The following is a 23,605-nucleotide window of genomic DNA, read 5'->3' as shown; positions in this document are numbered from 1 at the left end:
GGTGGCGTGAGCCACCCGGGCCGGGTCAGTGCATCGTCGGGCCGGGCACCGCTGGGATGCCCGCAGCCGATGCTTCAGAAGTTGACGCTTACCTCGCCGCCAAAGGTCCGCGGCGTGTTAAAGTTGGCATAGCTGCCCAGCACTGCGTCATTGGCGCCCGAGCGGCGATAGATGTGCTGCTCGTTGAACAGGTTGCGCGTCCAGACCGAGAAGGTCGCCTTGTTGGCGTCGCCGATCTGCACGCCAGCCAGCGCGAGGCGGCCGTTGACGATGAAGCTGGAGTCGGTCTTCACGTTTTCGGCCTGGAAGCTGTAGTTCGGGTCAGCGTAGTTGGCATCCAGGTGCAGACGAAGCTTCGCATCGCTGCCACCGACCGGCACTTCATAATCGATATAGCCGGAAGCCGCGTTGCGCGGGGTGTAGACGACGAACACCTGGGTCAGCACGCCGAACGTCGGCCCCGGGTTCGGGTTGGGCGTCAGCGGCACGTTGGTGTAGGTATAGGCATAGGACGCACCAAGCGTCAGATGCTCGATCGGCCGGGCGGTAACGTCGACTTCGACGCCCCGGATCTTGGAGATACCCGGTGCGTTGGCCGTGTTCTCGGTGTGCAGGTTGAAGTTCGGGTTAGGCGTCGTGGTGCCGGGCAGGAACTGGTTGGTGTCGACATTGTCGAAGTCGATCTGAGTTCCCGACCGATCCATGATGTACCCGGCGAGGTTGATGCGAACCTTGCGATTGAACAGGTCCATCTTCGCGCCGATTTCGTAGGCCTTCACCGATTCCGGGCCGAAAGCGGAGAAATTCGACGAGCGGTCGTTCGCGCCACCGGCGCGGAAGCCAGTCGAATATTTGGCGTAGAGATTGACGTCCGGCGTCGCGTCGAACGCCAGCGTGACCATCGGATCGAACCGGCCACGATCATAGTGGAGCTGATAGTTCGTCGGCACGCCCGACACCATATAGAGGACGCCGTCGCGCTTGTCCTTGGTGTAGCGGCCGCCGACCGTCAGATGCAGCGCATCGGCGAAGTCAGGCGTGTAGGTTGCCTGGCCATAGGCCGCGTAGCTGCGGGTGCGGTTGACACTGGCACGCTGCAGGAACCGCGAATTATAGTCCCAGCCCTGATTGCTGGAGGTGATCGGTCCGAACACCTGGGAGGGAAGGATCGTATAGGCCGTGCCGTTCGCGTTCCACTGGATCGAAGACGGAGTCGCCGCCGATTCCCGGGCCTCTTCGTTGAAATAGTACAGGCCAGCCACGTAATCGACCTGGGCAAAGCTGCCGACCGCCTGGAATTCCTGGCTGAACTGGTTCTGATAGAGGTCGGAGAGGCTGTAGCGGCTGGTCTTGCCGTTCGGCACGAACTGAACCCGCTCCGGACCGCCCGAGTTGTCCCACTGGTTGGTGGAAACCTTGCGCCACGCGGTGATCGAGCGCAGCTCAAGTGCTGGCGAGACCTTGTAGGAGAGCTTGGCGCTTTCTCCGCTGGTCCTGTCGACGCTGTATTGCTGCGGCACGCCGACATCGGCGACGTCCTGACGATCCGGGTGGATGCCGACCAGGGGCGACAACGGTGCGATGCAGGCCGGGGTGCAGGTGCCGCCGGGGGGCGGCCCAAGCGTGGTGCCGGTGTACACGCCAACGGTGCGGCCAAGCGGGTTGTAGTTGATCAGCTGGCTGAAGAAGGGCGTGTTCTCGTCCTTGGCCTTGTCGAACGAGAAGTCGGCGGTGAAGCCGTCAAAGGGCTGCCAGCGCGCGGCGATGCGGCCACCGACACGATTATAGGCGTTCCAGCCGATCTGGCCCGCGAGCGGATCCTTGACCGTGGGATCCTGGTGCTGGATCACGCCGTCGAGCTTGACCGCGAAATTGTGGAATGCGGGGAGGTCGAGATGAACCTGCCCGTCATATTGCCCGTAATTGCCGATACCGGCCGATACGCGGCCGTCGAACTCGCCGGTCGGGGCCTTGGTGACGATGCTCAGCGCGCCGCCTTCGGTGTTGCGACCGAACAGCGTTCCCTGCGGGCCGCGCAGCACTTCGACGCGCTCGACATCGAACAGGGCGGCGTTGAGGCCCTGCTGGCGGCCGAGATAGATACCGTCGATATAGACGCCGACGCCCTGGTCGCGCGCCGTCTGGTTGGCGTCGAAGGGCACGATGCCGCGGATGCCGACGGTCAGCGCCGACTGGCGCGCCTCGAAGGTCGCGATCCGCAGCGAGGGGACGGCACCGTCCGCCAGGTCGATCAGGCTCTGTACGTGCCGGTCGGCGATCACCTCGGGGCTGACCACGGAGATCGCGATCGGGGTCTTCTGGAGGTTGGTCTCGCGCTTCAACGCGGTCACGACGATGTCGGCGATCTGCCCGGCGTCAGCCGGGGCCGCATCGGCTGGCTTGGCTTCGTCCGCGGCAGGCTGTGCCGATGGGGCGGTTTCGGCCAGGGCCGGCGACGCCATGGTTGCCAGCAGGGCGCCGCCCAGCAACAGCTGAAGCCGGAAGGCTTTGGGATTGTGCATATGTAGATTCCCCTTAAGCGAGACATCCCGTCCCGACTTCGTGGCCGCTACACAGTATGAAGGTCAGAAATGTTACAGTGATTGTAATATAAGCAATACAGTCCTGTCATTTTCGCATCATTTTTATCTAATATGCCGAAATACCAATATTAATTAATCTAAAATTTCACAGACTTCTTGCTGATTTGCTGATGTTCTTTTTGATGATGATGAAAATCGGTGGTACATTTTATATTCTACTGCCGAGGTGTCGCAAGAGTGGCGGCATGGAACTTGATGTTCTTCGATCTGGTCTCGAACGCCAACGCAATCTCCGCAGCAGAAACGCCGGCACCGGGTGGTTCTAATCGCGCGGCAACCGCGCTAGGAGGCCGGCATGGGTCAGCCTTATTACATCACCACCGCGATCAGCTATCCGAACGGGCGGCCGCATATCGGCCACGCCTATGAGGCCATCGCGACCGACGCGATCGCACGCTATCACCGTCAGGCCGGGCGCGACGTGCGGTTCCAGACCGGCACCGACGAACATGGCCTTAAAATGGTCCAGACGGCGCGCGACCGCGGTGTCGAGACGCGCGCGCTTGCCGATGAGATGTCGTCCTATTTCAAGGAAATGGACGATCGTCTGAACATTTCCTATGATCGGTTCATCCGCACCGTCGAACCGGCGCACCATGCGGCGAGCGCTGCGATCTGGCAGGCAATGGAAGCTGCCGGCGACTTGTACATGGACAAATACGAGGGCTGGTATTCAGTCCGAGACGAAGCCTTCTACGACGAGAAGGAACTTGTCGCCGACGAAAAAGGCGGGGAAGGGGCCAGGCTCTCCCCGCAGGGCACGCCAGTGGAATGGACGGTCGAGGAGACATGGTTCTTCCGGCTGTCGAAATATCAACAGCCGCTGCTCGACCTGTACGAGTCCCATCCTGAGTTCATCCGGCCGGAGGCCCGGCGCAACGAGGTGATGCGCTTCGTCGAGGGTGGGCTTTCCGACCTGTCGGTGTCACGCACCAGCTTCGACTGGGGCGTGAAGGTGCCGGGCAGCCCCGGGCATGTCATGTATGTCTGGGTCGACGCGCTGACCAATTACCTGACCGGGTCTGGCTATCCCGACAATGCGGCTGACCTGGCACGCTATTGGCCGGCCGACCTGCACGTGATCGGCAAGGATATCGTGCGTTTTCATGCCGTTTACTGGCCGGCTTTCCTGATGTCGGCGAAGCTGGCACTGCCGAAGCAGGTGTTCGGGCACGGCTTCCTGCTCAACCGCGGGGAGAAGATGTCCAAGTCGGTCGGCAACGTGACCGACCCGATGGAGCTGGTCGAGCGCTTCGGCGTCGACGCGCTCCGCTATTTCCTGCTGCGCGAAGTGAGCTTTGGCCAGGACGGGAGTTATTCAGAGGAAGCGATCGTCACGCGGTGCAATGCCGACCTGGCGAATAATCTCGGCAATCTCGCGCAGCGATGCCTGTCGATCGTCGCGAAGAACTGCGGCGGCAGGGTGCCGGTGGCGGGCGTGCGAACCGATGCCGATTCCGCGTTGCTGGCAAGCGTCGACGCCGCCGAGGCCGGTATGCACGCGGCAATGAGCGACCTCGCGATCCACAATGCTCTCGATGCCGTGTGGTCGGCGGCGCGCGATGCGAACCAGTATTTCGCCGACGCCGCGCCCTGGAGCGTGCGCAAGACCGATCCAGGGCGCGCCGACGCGATCCTGCACCTGACAATCGAGGCGATCCGGCGGATCGCGATCATGGCGCGCTGGGCGATCCCGGATGGCGCTGACCGGTTGCTTGATCTGCTTGGCCAGGAGACCGGTGCGCGGGACTTCGATTCACTGGGCGTGCCAGTGGTGGCGGGCACCGTACTGCCGGCGCCGAGCGGGGTGTTCCCGCGGCTGGAGCTGACGGAGGCCGCCTGATGTTCGCCGACAGTCATTGCCACCTGAACTACAAGGGATTGTACGAGCAGCAGCCCGAGATACTAGCCCGCGCCAGGGCCCGGGGCGTGTCCGCCATGCTCAATATCTCCACGCGCGAGAGCGAATGGGATGCGGTGATCGGCACGGCCGAGCGCGAGCCGGACGTGTGGGCGACCGTCGGCATCCATCCGCATGAGGCCGACCAGCATCCCGATGTGGGCACGGCGCGGCTGGTGGAGCGCGCGTTGCATCCACGAGTCGTTGGGATCGGCGAGAGCGGGCTCGATTATTATTACGATCACAGCGACCGCGACCGGCAGCGGGCGAGTTTCCGCGCGCATATCGCGGCGGCGCGCGAGACCGGCTTGCCGATCGTCGTGCATACGCGTGACGCCGAGGACGATACCGCCGAGATTCTGCGCGAGGAGATGGGGAAGGGCGCCTATCCCGGCGTGATCCATTGCTTCACGGCGAGCGGCACTTTTGCCGATATCGCGTTGGAATTGGGCCTTTATATCTCCATTTCAGGCATCGTGACGTTCAAGAATGCCAAGGACCTGCAGGAAACCGCCGCGCGGTTGCCGATCGAGCGGCTGCTGATCGAAACCGACGCGCCTTTCCTTGCGCCAGTGCCGCATCGCGGAAAAACCGGCGAACCGGCGTTCGTGGCCGATACCGCCGAGTTCCTGGCGAAGCTGCGCGGCGAGGATGTGTCGGTGCTGGCGGAAAAGACGGCCGAGAACTTTCACGCATTGTTTGCCAAGACGACCGCGTGAGAGTGAAGGCGTGAAAGTCCGGATCCTCGGATCTGGCACATCCTCGGGCGTGCCGCGCATCGGTAATGACTGGGGCGATTGCGATCCGGCTGAGCCGCGCAACCGTCGGCTGCGGGCCTCGATCCTGGTCGAGACGGGGACGACCCGCATCCTGATCGATACGAGCCCCGACATGCGCGAGCAGTTGCTGGCGGCTGATGTCGCGACGGTCGACGCGGTGATCTGGACTCACGACCATGCCGATCACTGCCACGGAATCGACGATCTGCGGCAGGTCTATCATGCGATGGGCCATCCGGTGCGCGGCATGGCTCGGCCGGCGACGCGGGACGCGCTGGTCGAGCGCTTCGCTTATGCGTTTCTCGGGCGTGACGGCTATCCATCGACCGTGGCGATGGAGACGCTGCCCGACGCGATCACCATCGGCGACGTCGCGATCCGTGCCGTCGACCAGCCGCACGGCAATATCCTGTCTGCCGGGTTGCGGTTCGACACGCCGGCCGGATCGATCGGATATGCCACGGATTTCAATATCCTGACTGATGACATGCGCGCGCTGTATCAGGACCTGGACGTATGGATCGTCGATGCGCTGCGCTATCGGCCGCATCCGACTCATCCCGATGTGCCGACCGTGCTTGGCTGGATCGAGGCGTTGCGGCCGCGTCGGACCGCTTTCATCCATATGGACCAGTCGATGGACTATGCCACGCTGCGCGCTGCGCTTCCGGCTGGCGTCGAACCCGGTTATGACGGGATGGAGGTGACGCCGTGACCGACCAGCCGTTCGACATCGTGTTTTACTTGCTGCTGCTGGTCTTGCCGCTGTCGGCGCTGCTGGCGCGCCGTTTGCCGATCAAGGACGTGTTCAAGATGGCACTGGCCTGGATCGCGATCTTCGGTGTCGCGTTCATCCTAGTGGTTTTGTGGCAGCAGGCGACCGGTACCGGTGCAGCAATCGGTAGTTTGTTTGGTCGATAAATACCTTGGTGACACCGCGAGGGGGATCTCCTGTGATCATATCTGAATTTAACATAATGTATATTATCGAACTGATGGATGCGGCTAAGGCGGGGCGCCCCTGCCTGTGAGCAGCCCTTCGAAGATCGAACGCCTCGTCACGATCATGGAGCGGTTGCGCGATCCCGATCATGGATGTGACTGGGACGTCGCGCAGGATTTCTCGACGATCGCGCCGTACACCATCGAGGAAGCCTATGAGGTGGCCGACGCGATCGCCCGTGGCGACATGGCGGATCTTAAGGACGAGCTCGGCGATCTGCTCCTCCAGGTCGTGTTCCACAGCCGCATGGCCGAGGAAGCCGGCCTGTTCGCGCTGCCTGACGTCGTGGCGTCGATCAGCGACAAGATGGAACGCCGGCACCCGCATGTGTTCGGCGACAGCGACGGTGGCCATGAGCAGCATTGGGAAAGGCTGAAGGCAGCCGAGCGCGAGGCAAAGGGCGATGCCGGCGCGCTCGATGGAGTCGCGATCGGCCTGCCAGCGCTGCTCCGTGCCGAGAAGCTGCAGAAGCGCGCGGCGCGGACCGGGTTCGACTGGCCCGATCCCTCGGGTGCCCGTGCCAAGATCGACGAGGAGATCGCCGAGATCGAGGCTGCCTCTCCCGCCGAGCGCGAGGAAGAGATTGGCGACCTGCTGTTCGCGGTGGTGAACTGGTCGCGGCACCTCGGCGTCGATCCCGAGGCGGCGCTGCGCGTGGCGAATGCGAAGTTCGAGCGGCGGTTCAAGGCAATGGAGGCCGAGGCCGGCGAAGCGTTCGCGGCGCTTGACCTAGAGGCGAAGGAAGCACTTTGGGTATCGGCCAAGCGGGCTGAGAATAGTTGAAATTGCTCTCAGCTTACGCTTTGCAAGCGAACAAAATGGGAACAGCATGGCGACCGGAAGAACCCGACCAAGGGGTAAGAGAGGCGTGAAGGTCGCTACCAATCCGATCAGACCATTTTTCTCTCTTTGCGCGCTCGTTTTGGCTTTGACTTTGACGAGCCAATCGAACGCCAGGGAGGGCTGCGGCCTCTATCCCGAAGAGACTTATGAGTATTTTTGGAGCATGGGCTTTTCCGCCTGCCCCCTGAAACGTCTGGGACAGCGGCCCCTTTGGCGGAATTTCGCCGGAAAAGACAAGAAGGTCATGCGCTTCGTCTTTACCGAAGGGCATGGCCACTTCTTTCGATACGTTCTGATCAGAGAAAAATTCGACGGAACGGGGAAGATAGAGACGGGTGGAGTCGACTACCACCGCGACAGTACGGACCCTATTCCAATCCGCCGGTCCCCCCTCACCGCTCAGCAGCTAACAAAGCTCAACGCGCTGGCTACCCAAGCCAAGATCTGGGAATTTCCGATTGAGCACTGGGACAGCAAAGATGACGTATTCGTCGATTGCCAGCTTCTTGAAATGGAAATGGCCGCAGACAAGGACTATCGCTACTCGCAGGTGACCATAGGCTGCAATCAACCCGAGCAATTGATGCCATTCGTGGACGAGGTCGCCCGCTTGGGCGGTTTGACGAATGCCAACTGGCAGATTTTCCAATGACCGCCCGTCGCAACGCGCCGCAACGGATCAATCGTTGCGCTGATTGAACCGCTCGTAATCGCGCTCGGCCATGCGGACTTCATAGACCGCTTCGTCGCCGTCGATCTCCTGCCCGATCACTTCGCCATGCGCGTGCAGCCACGCGGCGCCTGCGCCGTCCGATACGGGAAGCTGGATGCGGTAGCGGCGATGGCCCTGGGTGAGCAACGCTGCTACGGTGTCGATCAGGGTGTCGACGCCCTCCCCCGTCATCGCCGACAGCGCGACGACGTCAGTGCGGCGGGCCGCCTCTCCTATCATTTCCTCGCGCGCATCGTCTTCGAGCAGGTCGAGCTTGTTCCAGGCCTCGATCTGCGGCGTGGTGATGGCGACGCCGATCTCCGTCAGCACCGCCTCGACATCAGCTTTTTGCGCCGCGCTGTCGGGATGCGCGATGTCGCGGACATGGATCAGCAGGTCGGCTGAGATGACCTCTTCAAGGGTCGCCTTGAACGCAGCGACGAGCTGGGTCGGCAATTCGGAAACGAAACCCACCGTATCCGACAGGATCGCCTTGTCGATTCCGGGCAAGGATATCTGACGCAGGGTCGGGTCGAGCGTGGCGAAGAGCAAATCTTCCGCCATGACATCAGCACCGGTCAACCGATTGAAAAGAGTGGATTTCCCGGCATTGGTGTAACCGACCAGCGCGATCACCGGCCAAGGCGCGCGCTGGCGCCGGTCGCGGTGCAGGCCACGCGTGCGGGTGACCTGGTCGAGTTCCTTGCGCAGTCGCGCCATGCGGTCGCGGATCAGGCGGCGATCGGCCTCGATCTGGGTTTCACCAGGACCACCGAGAAAGCCGAAGCCGCCGCGCTGGCGTTCGAGGTGAGTCCAGCTTCGCACGAGGCGGCCGGCCTGGTAATCGAGATGGGCGAGCTCGACCTGCAGCCGCCCCTCGGCAGTCGCGGCGCGTTCGCCGAAGATCTCGAGGATCAGGCCGGTGCGATCGATCACCTTGGCTTCGAGCGCCTTTTCGAGATTGCGCTGCTGGATCGGTGTCAGCGGCGCGTCGAACACGACAAGCCCCGCCTCCTCCATCCGTACCGTCGCCGCGAGTTGCTCGACCTGACCGCTGCCGATCAGCGTTGCCGGCTTGGCCTGGCGGACTCGGAATGCGATCTTTTCGGCCACGACAACGCCGATCGCCTCGGCAAGACCGGCAGTCTCGTCGAGGCGCGCAGCGGCATCGCGCGAGGAGACGCCATGTTCGGGATAGACCACGATGGCCCGCGCACCCCGTGCGAACTCATCGCGATCACGTTCGAAGCCTGTGGTCAATCGTCTTCCGAACCTGCTGTTTCGTCAGCCAAATTCAGCGGATGCGCCGGCTGAATGGTCGACACCGCGTGCTTGTAGACAAGCTGCGACATGCCGTCGCGCTGGAGCAGCATGCAGAACAGGTCGAACGCGGCGATCTGGCCCTGGAGCATGACCCCGTTGACCAGGAACATGGTGACGTTGTCGTCCGACTTGCGCACCGCGTTCAGGAAGATTTCCTGGAGCAGGGGCGCCTTTTTCTGCGCTTCGCCGACCGCATTGACGATCGCGGCGACATCGACCGTGGCCGAGGGCATGATCGTCGAGATGGCATGCTTGTAGATGAGTTGCGACTGGCCGTCGCGGCGGAGTAGCACCGAGAAATTGTCGAACCAGGTCACGATGCCCTGGAGTTTGACGCCTTTGACGAGGAACATCGTCACCGGCGTTTTCGAACGCCGGAGCGCATTGAGGAAGAGGTCTTGCAGCGACGTCTGCTTGTCGGCCATCGGTCGATCCTTTGTTCTTGGCGGGTGATTTCCCGCGATGCGCCGGGTTCCCGGCGTCGGATGCGCGCTCGCTGAGCGCGGTACCACCATTTAGGAGCGATCGACCGTTTCGTCCACTATTCGTCGCGCGTTTCAGTGATTCCCAGCAGCTTCAATTTGCGATGCAGCGCTGAACGCTCCATCCCGATGAAGCTTGCCGTGCGCGAGATATTGCCCGAGAAACGACGGATCTGGATGCGCAGATATTCGCGCTCGAAGGTCTCGCGCGCCTCGCGCAACGGCGATCCCATGATCGCGTTGGTGCTGCCGCCCATCTCGCCCGGATCGCCCAGCACCTCGGCCGGCAGGAGATCGAGGTCGATTCGGCCGATCCGGTCGCCCGGTGCCATGATGACCGTGCGCTCGACCACGTTGCGCAACTGGCGAACATTGCCCGGCCATTCATAGCTTTGCAGTGCGACCATCGCATCGGGCGCGATCTCCGGCGTCGGTACGCGGCGTTCGGAGGCGTAGTGCGCGATGAAATGGCCGACCAGCGCCGGAATATCCTCGCGCCGCTCGGCCAGGCCGGGAATCAGCACGGGGACGACGTTGAGGCGGTAATAGAGGTCCTCGCGGAAACGCCCTTCGGCGATCTCTAGCGTCAGGTCGCGCGCAGTGGCGGAGACGACCCGGACATCGACCTTCACGACTCGCTGGCCGCCGACCCGGGTGAAGCTCTGATCGGTCAGCACGCGCAGGATTCGCGCCTGGGTCGCGATCGGCATGTCCGCTATCTCGTCGAGGAACAGGGTGCCGCCATGCGCCTGTTCGAGCAGGCCGGAGCGGACGAGCTGCCCCCCCTCCTCCACCCCGAACAATTCCTCGTCGACCCGCTCGGGCGTCATCCGCGCCGCGCTGACGATGACGAAGGGCGCGCCGGCCCGCTGGCTCCAGCCGTGGAGCAGCCGCGCGGCGACTTCCTTGCCGACGCCGGCAGCGCCCATCACCAGCACGCGGCTGCCGGTCGAGGCGACACGCTTCAGCGTCGCGCGGACACCGTTGATCGCGGTGGAGTTGCCGGTCAGATCGTTGTTGGCGCCGACCGAGGCGCGTAGCGATGCCACCTCGCGCCGGAGCCGCTCCGTCTCGGTCGCACGCGCGACCATCAGCAACAAGCGTTCAGCCTCGAACGGCTTTTCGATGAAGTCGGCGGCGCCGCGCCGGATCGCAGCCACCGCGGTGTCGAGATTGCCATGACCCGAGATGACCAGCACCGGAATCGACGGGTCGCGGCGCTTCATCTCGTCGAGCAGCTCAAGCCCGTCCAGGCGCGATCCCTGCAACCACACGTCGAGCAGCACCAGCGAGGGGCGGCGGGCGGAGATCGCTTCAAGCGCGGCGTCGCTGTCCGCCGCACCGCGCGTCTCATAGCCTTCGTCTTCAAGCACGCCCGCGACGAGTTCGCGAATGTCGTGCTCGTCGTCGACGATGAGGATGTCGAGTGCCATAGTTCAGGTCCGATTTCGCGTGAGTTCAGGTGTGCGACGGTCTTCCCCCTCCGTCGTGTCGCGGCCGCCGGTGTCCATTGCCGCGAGCGATGCGGTATCGAACGCCATTGTCACCACCGTCCCGCCCCCCTCGCGGTCAGTGAAGGCGATCGTGCCGCAATGTTCCTCGACGATCTTCTTCACGATCGCGAGGCCAAGACCGGTGCCGCGGGCGCGGGTCGTCACATAGGGTTCGACCAGCCGCTCTCGTGCCACGGGGAGGCCGACTCCGTCGTCGGCGACCGTGACGACGAGCGACGCGCCCTGCTGCGTAAGCGTCATGGTGACCGCGCCTTCGCTCCCCTCTGCGCGCGCCTCGATCGCCTCCACGGCATTCTTGACGATGTTGGTCAGCGCCTGGCCGATCTGGCGGCGATCGCACACCAGCATCGGGGCGGGATCGTCATGGACGAGATCGAAGTGGATCGAAGGATGCGCGACCTCGTGAAGGAACAGGGTTTGTCGCGCGATATCGACCAGCGATTCCTCATGGAAGGTCGGCTTCGGCATGCGGGCGAAGGACGAGAATTCGTCGACCATCCGCCGCAAGTCACCGACCTGGCGGACGATCGTCTCGGTCAGGCGCGTGAAGGTGCCGTCGTCATTCGGAAGCTGCTTGTTGTAGCGCCGCTGCAGCCGCTCGGCGGCGAGCTGGATCGGGGTCAGCGGATTCTTGATCTCGTGCGCGATGCGGCGCGCGACATCGGCCCAGGCAGCCCGGCGCTGGTCGAGCAATTGCCCGGTGATGTCGTCGAACGTCAGGATCGGCCCTTCATCGGCACGCGCGATCTTCACGGCCAGAGTCCGGGGCTCTCCGTCGACATCGACCTCGACGATCGCCTCGCGCGTCTCGCCGCGGATCACCGCGTCTAGCTCGGGCGAAATGTCCGCGAGCGGCTTGCCGACAAGATCCTCGTCGCCGGTGTGGAGCAGCATCGCCGCCGACCGGTTGATCAGCCGGATCGTTCCGTCCCCGGCGATCGAGATGACGCCAGCGGTAACCCCCGACATCACCGCCTCGATCAGAGCGCGGCGGCTTTCGAGCGCACCGGTCTGTTCTTGCAACCGGCGGGTCATCTGATTGAATGCAGTGCCGAGGGTGCCGACCTCGTCATCGGTCTTCGGTGTTGGCACGCGTGCGGTGAGATCGCCAGTGGCGACCCGATGCGCGGCCGCGACGAGTTCGCCCACGGGCCGGACGAGCCGGTCTGCGACCTCGAGCGCGATCCACACCGCGATCCCGACGATCAGCAGGGAAATGAACAACAATGCAGCATTGAATTTGAGCTGCAACGAGCGTGAGCGCGTCTGCAAGGTCCTGTAGTCGCTCAGGATGGTCTCGCCACGCTTCAACTGGGTGGCAAGCTGCGGGTCGAAGATGCGGGCGGCATAGAGATAGGTGTTGTTGCCATAGGCAAGCTTCACGACGGCAGCCGCGCGATCCTTGTTCTGTACGATGACGCTCGGCGAACCGCGATTGATCCCGGTGATCATCGGGGCGGTGATGACCCGGTCGAGCGCCCGGTCATAGGGGTTCACCAGTGCCAGCGCCTGCATCTGCCCGTCCGGCATGACACGCGTGATCACTGCCTCTGACAGGTTCCGGCGAAATACTTGGAAGCCGAACCCCTTGGAAAACTCGTCGCTGTCGATCGAATAGGATTTCAGATAGTCGGCGAGATCCCCGCTCATCGTCAGCGTTTCCTCACTGACACGGTGGAGTTCCGCCTTGTAATTCTCCTGCGCCAGCGATGTCGCATTCTCCAGCATGCCCCGGGCGCGGTCGGAAAACCAGAATTCAACGCCGTACTGGAACAGGAGCGAGGCGAAAATCACGAGGAGCAAGGTCGGCGCCGCCGCGATCACCGAAAAGAGCGCGACCAGCCGGACATGCAGCCGCCCGCGTCCGCCCATGGGTGACCGAGCGGCGCGGCGCATGGCGATCCGCCGGCCGAGCAGAACGAGCAACGCGACGCCCGGCACCAGATTCGAGACGAGGAGCAGGGCAACGAGAAGCGGCGTGAGCAGCGTCGGGGAATTCGCGCCGCTGACGATGATGAAATAGCTGCCAGTGGCGATCGCGACGGCAACGGCCAGAACGAGCAACTCGACGAACGGGGTCACGCTGAAGCGTAAACTCAGCGCTTTGGTTCTTTTCGCGGGAGCCGTCTCGGCTGTCATCGTGTCTTCAATACAACGTTTTGTTGCAAGGAAAACACACAAAGCGCACGGGTCAGCCGATATCCGCCCCGCCCGACCGTCCCGCGTCGGCATCGATCCCCAATGTATCGAGCCGTTTGCGCAGCGTGTTGCGGTTGATGCCGAGCGCGCGGGCAGCGCGAAGCTGGTTGTGGCCATGCCGCGCGAGCAGCGCTTCGATCAGCGGGCGCTCCACCTCCGCGATGATTCTGTCGTAGAGGCTGCCATCGTCAAGCGCCGCCGGTTCCTCGCGCGCCAGGCGTTCAAGGCGGGCACGAACCGCGGCTTCGATGCCGGGGTCGCCGGGGAGAGCCGCCTGGGCCGAGGACGCTGCCCCCATCATCGCCCGAACCTCGTCAGCGCCGATCCTTTCATCGCGACTCAGGACGGCGATCCGGCGCATGATATTCTCGAGCTCGCGGACATTGCCCGGCCAGTCATAGCTCTCGAGCGACGTGATGGCGGCCGCGTCGAGTTGCTTGCGCGGCAGGCCGCCCTCCGCGGCGCGGTCGAGGAAGTGGCGGGCGAGCAGCGCGATATCCTGCCGCCGGGCGCGGAGCGCCGGCAGGCTGACCGGCACGACGTTGAGGCGGTAGAACAGGTCCTCGCGGAATTGCCCGGTCGCGACGAGCTGGGCGAGCTCGCGATTGGTGGCGGCAACGATGCGGACATCGGCGCGGATCGTCCGCGCGCCGCCAACGGTGGTGAACTCGCCTGATTGAAGCACGCGGAGCAACCGGGTCTGCGCCTCCATCGGCATGTCGCCGATCTCGTCGAGGAAGAGTGTCCCCCCTTCAGCCTGTTCGAAGCGACCGGCGGAGCGCGCCTGCGCGCCAGTGAAGGCGCCGCGTTCATGCCCGAACAGTTCAGCTTCGATGAGGTCGCGCGGGATCGCGGCCATGTTGAGCGCCACGAAGGGGGAACGGCGCCGCGGCCCGAGATCGTGGATCGCGCGGGCGACCAGTTCCTTGCCGGTGCCCGATTCGCCCGAGATCAACACGGTAAGGTCGTTCGACACGACACGGGCGATGATGCGGTAGACGTCCTGCATCGCCGGCGAACGGCCGATCAACGGCAGGGCCGAATCGACCTCCTCGACGCTCTCCTCCGGCGCGCCCTGATCGCGGGCGAGCGCGCCGTGCACCGCGCGCGCCAGCACATCGAGGTCGAACGGCTTGGGCAGATAATCATAGGCGCCGACCTCGGTAGCGCGCACCGCTGTCGTCAGGGTGTTGCGCGCCGAAAAGACGATCACCGGCAGGCCGGGATGTTCAGCCGTCAGCCGTTCGACCCGGTCGAGACCGTTGCCGTCGGGGAGGACAACATCAGTGATGAGAACGTCGGGAAGCCCCGCCGCGAGTTGCACGTCCAGTTCGGCGATCGTGGCCGCGGTCGTCACCCGATGGCCGTCGCGCCGCAGCGCCTGTGCGACGACGGTGCGGATCGCCGAATCGTCGTCGACCACCAGGATCGTGCCCTGGTTCTTCATAAGGAGACCTTCATGCTGATCCTCGGGGCAACAGGATGCGGAACACCGACTGGGGTGGCGATCCTTCCCGGGCATATTGCACGATACCGCCCATGTCGCGCACCAGCTTGTCGACGAGCGCGAGACCGAGTCCCTGCCCCTCCGGCTTTCCCGAGACGAACGGGTCGAACAGGTGGTCGGCAATGTCCTCCGGCGCGCCGGGGCCGTTGTCGATCACGCAGATTTCGATCGGCAAAGGCTGGCGCGGACGGCCGGGCGCAGGACTGACCGCCATGCCGTGGCGATAGGCGGTGGCGAGCGTGATCCGAGCGTCGGCCTGTCCGACCATCGCCTCGGTCGCGTTCTTGATCAGGTTGAGCACGACCTGGAGAATCGCGTCGCGATCAGTGAGCACGGGCGGAAGCGAAGGGTCGAAACGTTCGTCGATGGTCACGTGCCGGGCGAACCCGGCCAGCGCCACGCGTCGGGCATGATCCAGCAGCGGATAGATATTCTCGGGATGAAGGCTCAGCGGACGAGTGTCGGTGAAATCCTGCATCCGGTCGATCAGCGCGGCGATTCGGTCGACTTCGGTTGTGATCAGCGTGGTCAGTTCGTCGTTGCCGCCGCCGGCGAGCAGCTGGGCGGCGCCGCGAATTCCCGAGAGCGGGTTCTTGATCTCATGGGCCAGCATGGCAGCTGCACCGACGGCGGCCCTGGCGGCCGAGGCACGATCGACCGACTGCCCCATCCGGCGCGAGGTGGCGCCATGATGAAGCGTGATCGACCGCCAGCCGGCATGGTCAGGCACGCGCGCCTCGATATAGTCGACCATCACCCGCCCGCCGCGGACGATCTCTATTTCAGCATCGAAGGCGGAAAAACCCTGATTGTCGCGCCGGCTGGGGCCACCGGGCGCGGTCAGCACGCTGTCCACCGGCTGGCCACGCATCGCGCGCTCCGACATGTTGAGCAGCACTTCGCACTCGGCATTGGCAAAAGCGATCCGCCCTTCCGGATCGATCACCATGACCGCGACCGGCAAGGCAGCGAAGAGACCGGCGAAGCTTGGCCCCGCCTTTTCCGTCACAAGGCGCCCGTCATGACGTCACGCCGCCGCGCGGCTGCGCCATGGTGCGTAGAATTCGGCGAGCATTGCCTGGACCGTCTTCGCATCGGGAATCTGGTTCACGCGGTTACGGAACTCGGCCGAGCCGTGCAGGCCCTTGGTGTACCAGCCGATATGCTTGCGCGCCATGTTGACGCCGACTTCGTTGCCGTAGTGTGAGAGCATTGCTTCGTAATGCTCTGCAATCAGGTCATATTGCTGTTCGATTGACGGATCGACGACACGCCGGCCCGTGGCGAACCACTCCATGACCTGCGCCAGCAGCCAGGGACGGCCATAGGCACCGCGGCCAATCATCACGCCGTCTGCGCCTGACTGGTCAAGCGCCGCCTCCGCATCCTCGATCGAGCAGATATCGCCGTTCACGATGACGGGGATGGACACCGCGTCCTTCACGCGCCGGATGAACGCCCAATCGGCCGTGTCGCGGTACATCTGGTTGCGGGTGCGGCCATGAACGGTGACCATCTTCGCCCCGAGATCCTGTGCAATCTTCGCGAGATCGGGCGCGTTAAGGCTCGAATGGTCCCAGCCCATGCGCATCTTCACCGTTACCGGCACGCTGACCGCGTCGACCGTCGCCCGGATGATTGCCCCGGCATTGTCGAGATCGCGCATCAGCGCCGATCCAGCGTCGCCGCTCGTCACCTTGCGCACGGGGCAGCCCATATTGATGTCGATGATCGCGGCGCCACGATCCTCGCTGAGTTTCGCCGCTTCCCCCATCTCGTGCGGCGTGCAGCCGACGAGTTGCATCGATACCGGCTCCTCGACCGGATCCCATGCCGCCTTTTGCAGCGACTGGCGGGTCTCGCGGATCGCCGCCTGGCTGGCGACCATCTCCGTGACGTTGAGGCCGGAGCCGAAGCGTCGCACGATCGTGCGGAACGGCATGTCGGTGACGCCCGTCATCGGCGCGAGAATCACGGGGCGCTCGATCCGGACAGGTCCGATCTGGATGGGGGCAAGTGTCTGGGTCATGTGCCTGAAAAACGGGCACCCTATAAGGGAGGATGGTCCTGGCGGCAAGGCTGGCGGTGATCGTTCGGTTCAGCTAGGCGAGCGCGATGACGCCAGGGGGTACCGCAGCGCTGATTGTCGCCGCCGGACAGGGCACGCGAAGCGGGGGCACCACGCCCAAGCAGTTCGCTACGCTCGCCGGCAAGCCGATGATCGCCCATAGTTATGCAGCTTTAGTGGCGCATCCCGGGATTTCCCGGGTGATCGTCGCGATCGGCCCTGACCAGGAAGAGGCGCTGGCGTCAGCGCTGGGCGACGCCGTGCACGTCACCGGCGGCGCGACTCGCCGCGCATCGGTCCGTGCCGGACTGGAGGCGCTGTCCGGCGACAAGCCGGACCGCGTGTTGATCCATGACGCCGCCCGCCCGTTCCTGACCGGGGCGGTGATCGACCGGCTGCTTGCCGCGCTCGATACGCATGAGGGGGCAATCCCTGCCCTGCCCGTAGCCGACACACTGGCGCGCGGCGCGGAGACACTGGGCGAGATCGTACCGCGTGACGGCCTGTACCGCGTTCAGACACCCCAGGCATTCCGCTTCGAGACGATATTGGCGGCGCATAGAGCGTGGCAGGGCGAGGAGCCGACCGACGACGCCCAGATGCTGCGCGCATCCGGCGCCCATGTCGCGCTCGTCGAGGGAGACATGATGCTGGAAAAGATCACCTATCCGGCCGACTTCGCGGCGGCCGAGGCACGCCATGCGGCTACGATGCGTGTGCGCAGCGCGACCGGGTTCGATGTGCACCGCCTGGTCGAGGGCGAGGAACTGTGGCTCGGCGGCGTGCTGGTCCCGCACGACAAGGGCCTTTCCGGACACAGCGATGCCGATGTCGCGCTGCACGCCATCACTGACGCACTGCTCGGCACGATCGCCGAGGGCGATATCGGCACTCATTTCCCACCGAGCGACCCGCAATGGCGGGGTGCCGATTCGGCGCAGTTTCTGGAACATGCCGCGTCACTGGTCGCGGCGCAGGGCGGCATCATCGACTTCATCGACCTGACATTGATCTGCGAGGCGCCGAAGATCGGGCCGCACCGCGAGGCGATGCGCGCCCGGATCGGGGCATTGTTGCGGCTGAAACCGAATCAGGTCAGCGTGAAGGCAACGACGACCGAGAGGCTTGGTTTTGCGGGCCGCGGCGAAGGCATTGCCGCGCAGGCGATCGCCACCATCAGGATAGCAGGGGATCAGGCATGAGCATGGACACCATCCTCCCCGCCGAACTGGTCGCGGCCGCGCAGCGGGTGGTCGACGCCAACAAGGCGATCGGCCGCCATATCAGCGTTGCCGAGAGCTGCACCGGCGGGCTGGTCGCGGCGGCGATCACCGAAATCCCCGGATCATCCGAGATCTTCGAGCGCGGCTTCGTGACGTATTCGAACGATGCCAAGATCGACATGCTGAAGGTCAGCCCTGATGTGCTCGAAACCTTCGGCGCGGTCTCGATCGCAACGGCGTGGAGCATGGCGCAGGGGGCGCTTGAACTGAGCGGGGCCGATATTGCGGTGGCCATCACCGGCGTGGCCGGGCCGGACGGCGGGACCGAGAAGAAACCTGTCGGCACAGTGGTATTCGCCCGCGCCGAGAAGGGCGGCGATCCCGGGCATGTCGTCGCCGATCGTAAGGATTTCGGCGATCTGGGTCGGGGCGGAATCAGGCTTCAGGCGGCCTTGTGCGCGCTCGAGTTGCTGCTGCCGGCCTCGGAAGGTCCGTAGAGCTTCGCGGCGCGTTCCTCGAACGCCCCGATCATCTTGCGCAGGGCAGCGCCGAAAACCTGCCCCGCCAGCATCTCGAACATGCGGTTCTTGAAAGCGAAATCGACACTGAAGTCGATCTCGCAACCGTCAGCGTGCGGGCGGAATACCCAGTCGTTGCGAAGATATTTGAGCGGGCCGTCGAGATAATCGACATGGATTCGATCGGGCCTGGTCTTGGCAACCTTCGAGGTGAAGGTCTCCCGCAGGCCTTTGAAGCCGACGATCAGGTCGGCGACCATCTCGGTCTCGCTGTTCGACCGGGTCCGCACCGCCGTGACCCAGGGCAGGAACTGCGCATAGCTGCCAACGTCGGCGACCAGATCGAACATCTGTTCCCGCGAATAGGGAAGCCGGCGGGTTTCCGAATGGCGCGGCATCAGCCCTTCGCACGCCCCTTCGAAAGCTGGGCCTCGCGCGCGGCCCGCATCTTCGCGAAATCGTCGCCGGCATGGTAGCTCGACCGGGTCAGCGGCGAGGCCGCGACGAGCAGGAAGCCCTTCGCACGGGCGATCGCGGCATAGGCGTCGAACGCCTGGGGCGTCACGAAATCGAGGACCTTGGCATGGCGCGGCGTCGGCTGGAGATACTGGCCCATGGTCAGGAAATCGATGTCGGCCGAACGCATGTCATCCATCACCTGATGGACTTCGAGCCGTTCCTCGCCGAGCCCGACCATCACGCCCGACTTGGTGAAGATCGAAGGATCGTGGCGCTTGACCGATTCGAGCAGGCGCAGCGACGCATAATAGCGCGCGCCGGGACGGATCGTGGGGTAGAGCCGCGGCACGGTTTCGAGATTGTGGTTGTAGACGTCGGGACGTGCCTCGACGATCGATTCGACCGCCGCCTGCGCCTTGTTGCGGAAATCAGGCGTGAGAATCTCGATCGTGGTCTTTGGCGTGGTGCGGCGGAGCGCCTGAATCACCTTCACGAACTGCGACGCGCCGCCATCCGGCAGATCGTCGCGGTCGACCGAGGTGATGACGATATGTTCGAGGCCCAGTTCGGCGGCCGCATCGGCGGTGTGCTGCGGCTCGAGCGCGTCGACCGCGCGGGGCATGCCCGTCTTCACATTGCAGAAGGCGCAGGCCCGCGTGCAGGTGTCCCCGAGGATCATCACCGTCGCGTGCTTCTTCGTCCAGCACTCCCCGATATTCGGGCAGGCTGCCTCCTCGCACACGGTGTTGAGGTTGAGGCGGCGCATCATCGCCTTGGTCTCGGCGAAACCGGTGCTGGTCGGCGCCTTCACCCGAATCCAGTCCGGCTTGCGCTGGCGGGGAGCGGAAGGGTTTTGAGGGGCGACGGGTGTCATCTCGTTCATGAGCGCCAGATAGCGATCAGTGCCCTCCCCCACAACCGTTGCGACCGAGCTTGTCGAAGCCCCGCATGATCTTCTAACGCGACCGCCAGCAATGTCCGGGCGAGCCTTGTCCGGAGTCGCGCGGCAGCCCGGGAGCGATCGGAGGTTCAATGAGCGGTTATCTTGATTTGCTTGACGGGTATCGGCGTTTCCGCGCCCATGATTGGGCGCGCCAGCGGGGGCGCTGGGTGGAGCTGGGCTCCGGCCAGAACCCGCGCGTGATGGTGATCGCCTGCTCGGACAGCCGAGTCGACCCGGCCCAGATCTTCGATACGTCACCGGGGGAAATCTTCGTCGTTCGCAATATCGCCAATCTGGTGCCGCCGTTCGAATTAGACGGCAGTCGCCACGGCGTTTCGGCCGCGCTTGAATTCGCGGTGACTCAGCTCGAGGTCTCCGACATCGTGGTGATGGGCCATGGGTCGTGCGGTGGCGTGGAGGCAGCGCTATCCAGGCGGTTCGCCGGTCGGGCGCCCGGCGCCGGCGGGTTCATCGCGCACTGGGTCGACATGCTCGACGAGGCACGGGACCGGATCGTGGCTGAATATGGCGTTGGTCCGACGGCCGTGCGCGAAATGGAGCTTGAGACGGTCAGAGTGAGCCTTCGCAACCTGCGCACCTTCCCGTGCATTCCGGAGCGCGAAAACGCCGGGACGCTCAGGCTGCACGGCGCCTATTTCGCTATCGCCGACGGGAAACTGCACGTGATGGACGAACTCGGCCACTTCGGGGCTGCGTAAGCGCAGCCCCGAGGCCGTTTCGGGAGGGCGCCAGGCGGTGGGACCCTATTTCATCCCCAATGCCTTGCGCGCCAGTTTTTCCACCTCGGGGTCGAGTGGTGGGGCGTCCATCGGCACCGAGGCTTCGAGCCGTTTGGCGATCACGGTGAGCGCGGCGATGCGGGCGGCCTTCTTGTTGTTGCCGTCGATGGCGTGCCAGGGCGCCCAGCGCGTGTCGGTGCGACGGAACATCTCCGCCATCGCATCGAGATACTCGCTGCGCCTGTCGCGGTTGCGATAGTCCTCCGCGCCGGTCTTCCAGCGCTTCCACGGATGTTCGAGCCGGGCCTTGAGGCGCTCGTCCTGCTCCTCCTGGGTCACATGGACGAACAGCTTGACGATCGTGGTGCCCGAATCGCCCTGCTGCGCCTCGAACTCGTTGATCTCGTCATAGCCGCGCCGCCATTCGGCTTCCTTGGCGAAGCCTTCGACCCGCTCTACCAGCACGCGCCCGTACCAGCTCCGGTCGAACACCGCGATATTGCCGTTGGCGGGCAGCTTCTTCCAGAAGCGCCAGAGGAAATGATGGCCGAGCTCGTCAAGCGTCGGGGCCTTGATCGGCCAGACCTGGAAATTGCGCGGATCCCATTCGGAGGTGAGGCGCTGGATGATGCCCCCCTTCCCCGCTGCATCCCAGCCTTCGAGGAGGATCAGCGCGCGCCGCTTGTGGACGATATGCGCGACCTGAATGTGCGCCAGCCGTTCCTGCAGCTTCGCCAGGTCGTCGTCGTAATCGCCGTCATATTTCTTGCCGGCTTCGTAATCGGAGAGGTTGATCGTCATAGGTCGCCAAATCCGTCATGCCGGACGTGTTCCGGCATCCACCGCACACGCTGCGAGCGTGATTCATGCGGCACGGCGGCCCCCGGAACAAGTCCGGGGTGACGGTAAAGCTGGTTACTCCGGCCGTACCGCTTCCACGGCCGGCTTCGCTGCGGCAACCTCGACCGTACGGATGTTGAGTTCGCGCAGCTGCTTCGGCGTGGCGAAGTTGGGCGCGCCCATCATCAGATCCTCGGCCTTCTGCGTCATCGGGAAGACGATGACTTCACGGATGTTGGGCTCGTCGGCAAGCAGCATCACGATGCGGTCGACGCCAGGCGCGGAGCCGCCATGCGGCGGGGCGCCGCACTTGAACGCGTTGATCATGCCGGCGAAATTGCTGTCGACATCGGCGCGCGTATAGCCGGCGATCTCGAACGCCTTGTACATGATCTCCGGCTTGTGGTTCCGGATCGCGCCCGACGACAATTCCACGCCGTTGCAGACGATATCGTACTGATATGCGAGGATATCGAGCGGGTCCTTCGTCTCCAGCGCTTCCATCTCGCCCTGCGGCATCGAGAAGGGGTTGTGGCTAAAATCGACCTTCTTCGCGTCCTCGTCATATTCGAACATCGGGAAATCGACGATCCAGCAGAATTCGAAGCGGTTCTGGTCGATCAGGCCGAGTTGCTCGGCGACGCGGGTGCGCGCCAGGCCGGCAAGCTTCGCCGCCTGCCCTTCCTTGCCCGCGGCGAAGAACACGCCGTCATCCGGACCGAGGCCGAGCGCATCGGCGATCTTCGCCATGCCCTCTTCGCCATGGTTGTTGGCGATCGGGCCGCCGAACACGCCAGCCTTGCGAGTCGCATAGCCGAGACCGGCAAAGCCCTCACTTTGCGCCCACGCGTTCATGTCGTCGAAGAATTTGCGGCTCTTGTCCGCAGTGCCAGGCGCCGGGATGGCGCGTACGACGTCACCACCCTCGACGATCGAGGCGAAGCGGCCGAAGCCCGAGCCCTTGAACAGCTCGGACACGTCAGAGATCAGGATCGGGTTGCGCAGGTCGGGCTTGTCGTTGCCGTATTTCAGCATCGATTCGCGGTAGGGGATTCGCTTGAACGGGAGCGCGGAGACGGTGCGGCCTTTGCCCTGCCAGTCGGCGAATTCCTCGAACACGCCGTGCAGCACCGGCTCGATCGCGGCGAACACATCGTCCTGGGTGACATAGCTCATCTCGAAATCGAGCTGGTAGAATTCGCCGGGGCTGCGGTCGGCGCGCGCATCCTCGTCACGGAAGCAGGGCGCGATCTGGAAATAGCGGTCGAAGCCCGCGACCATCAGCAGCTGCTTGAACATCTGCGGCGCCTGCGGGAGCGCGTAGAACTTGCCCGGATGCACGCGGCTCGGCACCAGATAGTCGCGCGCGCCCTCGGGGCTCGACGCGGTCAGGATCGGCGTCTGGAACTCGGTAAAGCCCTGGCCGATCATGCGCTGGCGCAGCGAGGTGATGACCTTGGAGCGAAGCATGATGTTGGCGTGAAGCCGCTCGCGCCGCAGGTCGAGGAAGCGGTAGCGGAGCCGGATCTCCTCCGGATATTCATTCTCGCTGGCGACGGGCATCGGCAGGTCGTGCGCGACTGACTGGACGACGGCCGCGTCGGCGCGGACCTCGATCGCGCCGGTCGCGAGGTTGGGGTTCACCGCCTCGGCCGCGCGGGCGACGACGGTGCCGGTGATCGTCACGACCGACTCATTGCGCAGCGACTCGATGACCGCGAACACGGGGCCGCTGACGTCGGTGACGATCTGCGTGATGCCATAATGGTCGCGCAGATCGACGAACACGAGATCGCCATGGTCGCGCTTCTTGTGGACCCAGCCTGACACGCGCACTTCCTGCCCGACATGTTCGGGACGCAGTTCGGCGCAATTATGGGTGCGATAGGCGTGCATGATCGTCTTCTCGTTCAAAATGTTCGGCAGTTACGCGAAGCGCCGCGCTTCCC

General features: G+C 64.2%; 21 protein-coding genes. 9 read left to right on the top strand and 12 right to left on the bottom strand.

The window, feature by feature from the left end; translation table 11 throughout:
• Positions 1 to 74: 74 nt before the first annotated feature.
• Positions 75 to 2,522, bottom strand: a complete 2,448-nt coding sequence (locus tag NDN01_RS08245; protein WP_272626864.1) for a TonB-dependent receptor — start codon at positions 2,520 to 2,522, stop codon at positions 75 to 77.
• Between the two features lie 376 nt (positions 2,523 to 2,898).
• On the opposite strand from NDN01_RS08245, the gene metG reads away from it, so the two are divergent.
• The 6 genes from metG to NDN01_RS08215 all read left to right on the top strand — a co-directional run bounded on the left by metG (position 2,899) and on the right by NDN01_RS08215 (position 7,780).
• Positions 2,899 to 4,446, top strand: coding sequence for a methionine--tRNA ligase (gene metG / locus NDN01_RS08240; protein ID WP_272626863.1), 1,548 nt, complete (start codon positions 2,899 to 2,901; stop codon positions 4,444 to 4,446).
• Positions 4,446 to 5,222: a TatD family hydrolase gene (locus NDN01_RS08235; RefSeq protein ID WP_272626862.1), complete on the top strand. Its 777-nt coding sequence runs from the start codon at positions 4,446 to 4,448 to the stop codon at positions 5,220 to 5,222. Before metG ends, NDN01_RS08235 begins: the two co-directional genes overlap by 1 nt.
• Positions 5,223 to 5,232: 10 nt before the next feature.
• Entirely contained in the window at positions 5,233 to 5,997 is a 765-nt protein-coding gene (locus NDN01_RS08230) for an MBL fold metallo-hydrolase (protein WP_272626861.1), read from the top strand.
• Positions 5,994 to 6,203, top strand: a complete 210-nt coding sequence (locus tag NDN01_RS08225; protein ID WP_272626860.1) for a hypothetical protein — start codon at positions 5,994 to 5,996, stop codon at positions 6,201 to 6,203. Before NDN01_RS08230 ends, NDN01_RS08225 begins: the two co-directional genes overlap by 4 nt.
• A gap of 145 nt (positions 6,204 to 6,348) precedes the next feature.
• Entirely contained in the window at positions 6,349 to 7,068 is a 720-nt protein-coding gene (mazG, locus tag NDN01_RS08220) for a nucleoside triphosphate pyrophosphohydrolase (protein ID WP_443025238.1), read from the top strand.
• Positions 7,069 to 7,153: 85 nt separating this feature from the next.
• Positions 7,154 to 7,780: a hypothetical protein gene (locus NDN01_RS08215; protein ID WP_272626858.1), complete on the top strand. Its 627-nt coding sequence runs from the start codon at positions 7,154 to 7,156 to the stop codon at positions 7,778 to 7,780.
• Between the two features lie 27 nt (positions 7,781 to 7,807).
• On the opposite strand, the gene hflX is transcribed toward NDN01_RS08215, so the two are convergent.
• From hflX to dusB, 7 genes are all read right to left on the bottom strand, one after another.
• The gene (gene hflX / locus NDN01_RS08210) at positions 7,808 to 9,100 is read right to left on the bottom strand and encodes a GTPase HflX (RefSeq protein WP_272626857.1); all 1,293 of its coding nucleotides are present in this window, start codon (positions 9,098 to 9,100) and stop codon (positions 7,808 to 7,810) included.
• Positions 9,097 to 9,588, bottom strand: coding sequence for an RNA chaperone Hfq (gene hfq, locus NDN01_RS08205; protein ID WP_443025211.1), 492 nt, complete (start codon positions 9,586 to 9,588; stop codon positions 9,097 to 9,099). The genes hflX and hfq overlap by 4 nt, the downstream gene beginning before the upstream one ends.
• A gap of 116 nt (positions 9,589 to 9,704) precedes the next feature.
• Positions 9,705 to 11,078, bottom strand: a complete 1,374-nt coding sequence (gene ntrX, locus NDN01_RS08200) for a nitrogen assimilation response regulator NtrX (protein ID WP_272626855.1) — start codon at positions 11,076 to 11,078, stop codon at positions 9,705 to 9,707.
• Between the two features lie 3 nt (positions 11,079 to 11,081).
• Positions 11,082 to 13,298 carry a sensor histidine kinase gene (locus NDN01_RS08195; RefSeq protein WP_272626854.1) on the bottom strand — a complete coding sequence of 739 codons (2,217 nt, stop codon included), beginning with the start codon at positions 13,296 to 13,298 and terminating at the stop codon, positions 11,082 to 11,084.
• A 52-nt stretch (positions 13,299 to 13,350) separates the two neighbouring features.
• Positions 13,351 to 14,805: a nitrogen regulation protein NR(I) gene (gene ntrC, locus NDN01_RS08190; protein ID WP_272626853.1), complete on the bottom strand. Its 1,455-nt coding sequence runs from the start codon at positions 14,803 to 14,805 to the stop codon at positions 13,351 to 13,353.
• Positions 14,806 to 14,815: 10 nt separating this feature from the next.
• The gene (locus tag NDN01_RS08185; RefSeq protein ID WP_272628101.1) at positions 14,816 to 15,814 is read right to left on the bottom strand and encodes a two-component system sensor histidine kinase NtrB; all 999 of its coding nucleotides are present in this window, start codon (positions 15,812 to 15,814) and stop codon (positions 14,816 to 14,818) included.
• A 78-nt stretch (positions 15,815 to 15,892) separates the two neighbouring features.
• Complete coding sequence (gene dusB, locus NDN01_RS08180) at positions 15,893 to 16,894, bottom strand: tRNA dihydrouridine synthase DusB (protein WP_272626852.1); 1,002 nt, start codon at positions 16,892 to 16,894, stop codon at positions 15,893 to 15,895.
• An 86-nt stretch (positions 16,895 to 16,980) separates the two neighbouring features.
• Between dusB and NDN01_RS08175 the strand changes: the two genes are divergently transcribed.
• Positions 16,981 to 18,135: a bifunctional 2-C-methyl-D-erythritol 4-phosphate cytidylyltransferase/2-C-methyl-D-erythritol 2,4-cyclodiphosphate synthase gene (locus NDN01_RS08175; protein WP_272626851.1), complete on the top strand. Its 1,155-nt coding sequence runs from the start codon at positions 16,981 to 16,983 to the stop codon at positions 18,133 to 18,135.
• A gap of 2 nt (positions 18,136 to 18,137) precedes the next feature.
• Positions 18,138 to 18,653, top strand: a complete 516-nt coding sequence (locus NDN01_RS08170) for a CinA family protein (protein WP_272628099.1) — start codon at positions 18,138 to 18,140, stop codon at positions 18,651 to 18,653.
• Here the strand turns inward: NDN01_RS08170 and NDN01_RS08165 are convergent.
• Positions 18,599 to 19,072 carry a type II toxin-antitoxin system RatA family toxin gene (locus tag NDN01_RS08165; protein WP_272626850.1) on the bottom strand — a complete coding sequence of 158 codons (474 nt, stop codon included), beginning with the start codon at positions 19,070 to 19,072 and terminating at the stop codon, positions 18,599 to 18,601. The genes NDN01_RS08170 and NDN01_RS08165 overlap by 55 nt on opposite strands.
• Positions 19,072 to 20,016, bottom strand: coding sequence for a lipoyl synthase (lipA, locus tag NDN01_RS08160; protein WP_272626849.1), 945 nt, complete (start codon positions 20,014 to 20,016; stop codon positions 19,072 to 19,074). The genes NDN01_RS08165 and lipA overlap by 1 nt, the downstream gene beginning before the upstream one ends.
• Positions 20,017 to 20,165: 149 nt before the next feature.
• Here lipA and NDN01_RS08155 point away from each other — a divergent pair, with 149 nt between their 5' ends.
• On the top strand, positions 20,166 to 20,795 hold the full coding sequence (locus tag NDN01_RS08155; RefSeq protein ID WP_272626848.1) for a carbonic anhydrase: 630 nt from the start codon (positions 20,166 to 20,168) through the stop codon (positions 20,793 to 20,795).
• A 45-nt stretch (positions 20,796 to 20,840) separates the two neighbouring features.
• On the opposite strand, the gene NDN01_RS08150 is transcribed toward NDN01_RS08155, so the two are convergent.
• Both NDN01_RS08150 and aspS read right to left on the bottom strand, forming a co-directional pair.
• Entirely contained in the window at positions 20,841 to 21,617 is a 777-nt protein-coding gene (locus tag NDN01_RS08150) for a polyphosphate kinase 2 family protein (RefSeq protein WP_272626847.1), read from the bottom strand.
• A gap of 114 nt (positions 21,618 to 21,731) precedes the next feature.
• Positions 21,732 to 23,552 (bottom strand): aspartate--tRNA ligase, encoded by a 1,821-nt coding sequence (aspS, locus tag NDN01_RS08145; protein ID WP_272628097.1) that lies wholly within the window; start codon positions 23,550 to 23,552, stop codon positions 21,732 to 21,734.
• Positions 23,553 to 23,605 lie beyond the last annotated feature (53 nt).

It is taken from the genome of Sphingomonas sp. QA11 (genome assembly GCF_028473665.1).
GTDB lineage: Bacteria > Pseudomonadota > Alphaproteobacteria > Sphingomonadales > Sphingomonadaceae > Sphingomonas > Sphingomonas phytovorans.
The sequence above is the reverse complement of the archived record's forward strand: the minus strand, read 5'-3'. Positions and strand labels throughout refer to the sequence as shown.

Excerpts from the sequence above, each read along its gene's own strand:
- NDN01_RS08245 (WP_272626864.1), bottom strand. The coding sequence starts at position 2,522 with ATGCACAATCCCAAAGCCTTCCGGCTTCAGCTGTTGCTGGGCGGCGCC.
- metG (WP_272626863.1), top strand. The coding sequence starts at position 2,899 with ATGGGTCAGCCTTATTACATCACCACCGCGATCAGCTATCCGAACGGG.
- NDN01_RS08235 (WP_272626862.1), top strand. The coding sequence starts at position 4,446 with ATGTTCGCCGACAGTCATTGCCACCTGAACTACAAGGGATTGTACGAG.
- mazG (WP_443025238.1), top strand. The coding sequence starts at position 6,349 with ATGGAGCGGTTGCGCGATCCCGATCATGGATGTGACTGGGACGTCGCG.
- hfq (WP_443025211.1), bottom strand. The coding sequence starts at position 9,588 with ATGGCCGACAAGCAGACGTCGCTGCAAGACCTCTTCCTCAATGCGCTC.
- ntrX (WP_272626855.1), bottom strand. The coding sequence starts at position 11,078 with ATGGCACTCGACATCCTCATCGTCGACGACGAGCACGACATTCGCGAA.
- NDN01_RS08195 (WP_272626854.1), bottom strand. The coding sequence starts at position 13,298 with ATGACAGCCGAGACGGCTCCCGCGAAAAGAACCAAAGCGCTGAGTTTA.
- ntrC (WP_272626853.1), bottom strand. The coding sequence starts at position 14,805 with ATGAAGAACCAGGGCACGATCCTGGTGGTCGACGACGATTCGGCGATC.
- NDN01_RS08185 (WP_272628101.1), bottom strand. The coding sequence starts at position 15,814 with ATGGTGATCGATCCGGAAGGGCGGATCGCTTTTGCCAATGCCGAGTGC.
- dusB (WP_272626852.1), bottom strand. The coding sequence starts at position 16,894 with ATGACCCAGACACTTGCCCCCATCCAGATCGGACCTGTCCGGATCGAG.
- NDN01_RS08175 (WP_272626851.1), top strand. The coding sequence starts at position 16,981 with ATGACGCCAGGGGGTACCGCAGCGCTGATTGTCGCCGCCGGACAGGGC.
- NDN01_RS08170 (WP_272628099.1), top strand. The coding sequence starts at position 18,138 with ATGGACACCATCCTCCCCGCCGAACTGGTCGCGGCCGCGCAGCGGGTG.
- NDN01_RS08165 (WP_272626850.1), bottom strand. The coding sequence starts at position 19,072 with ATGCCGCGCCATTCGGAAACCCGCCGGCTTCCCTATTCGCGGGAACAG.
- lipA (WP_272626849.1), bottom strand. The coding sequence starts at position 20,016 with ATGAACGAGATGACACCCGTCGCCCCTCAAAACCCTTCCGCTCCCCGC.
- NDN01_RS08155 (WP_272626848.1), top strand. The coding sequence starts at position 20,166 with ATGAGCGGTTATCTTGATTTGCTTGACGGGTATCGGCGTTTCCGCGCC.
- NDN01_RS08150 (WP_272626847.1), bottom strand. The coding sequence starts at position 21,617 with ATGACGATCAACCTCTCCGATTACGAAGCCGGCAAGAAATATGACGGC.
- aspS (WP_272628097.1), bottom strand. The coding sequence starts at position 23,552 with ATGCACGCCTATCGCACCCATAATTGCGCCGAACTGCGTCCCGAACAT.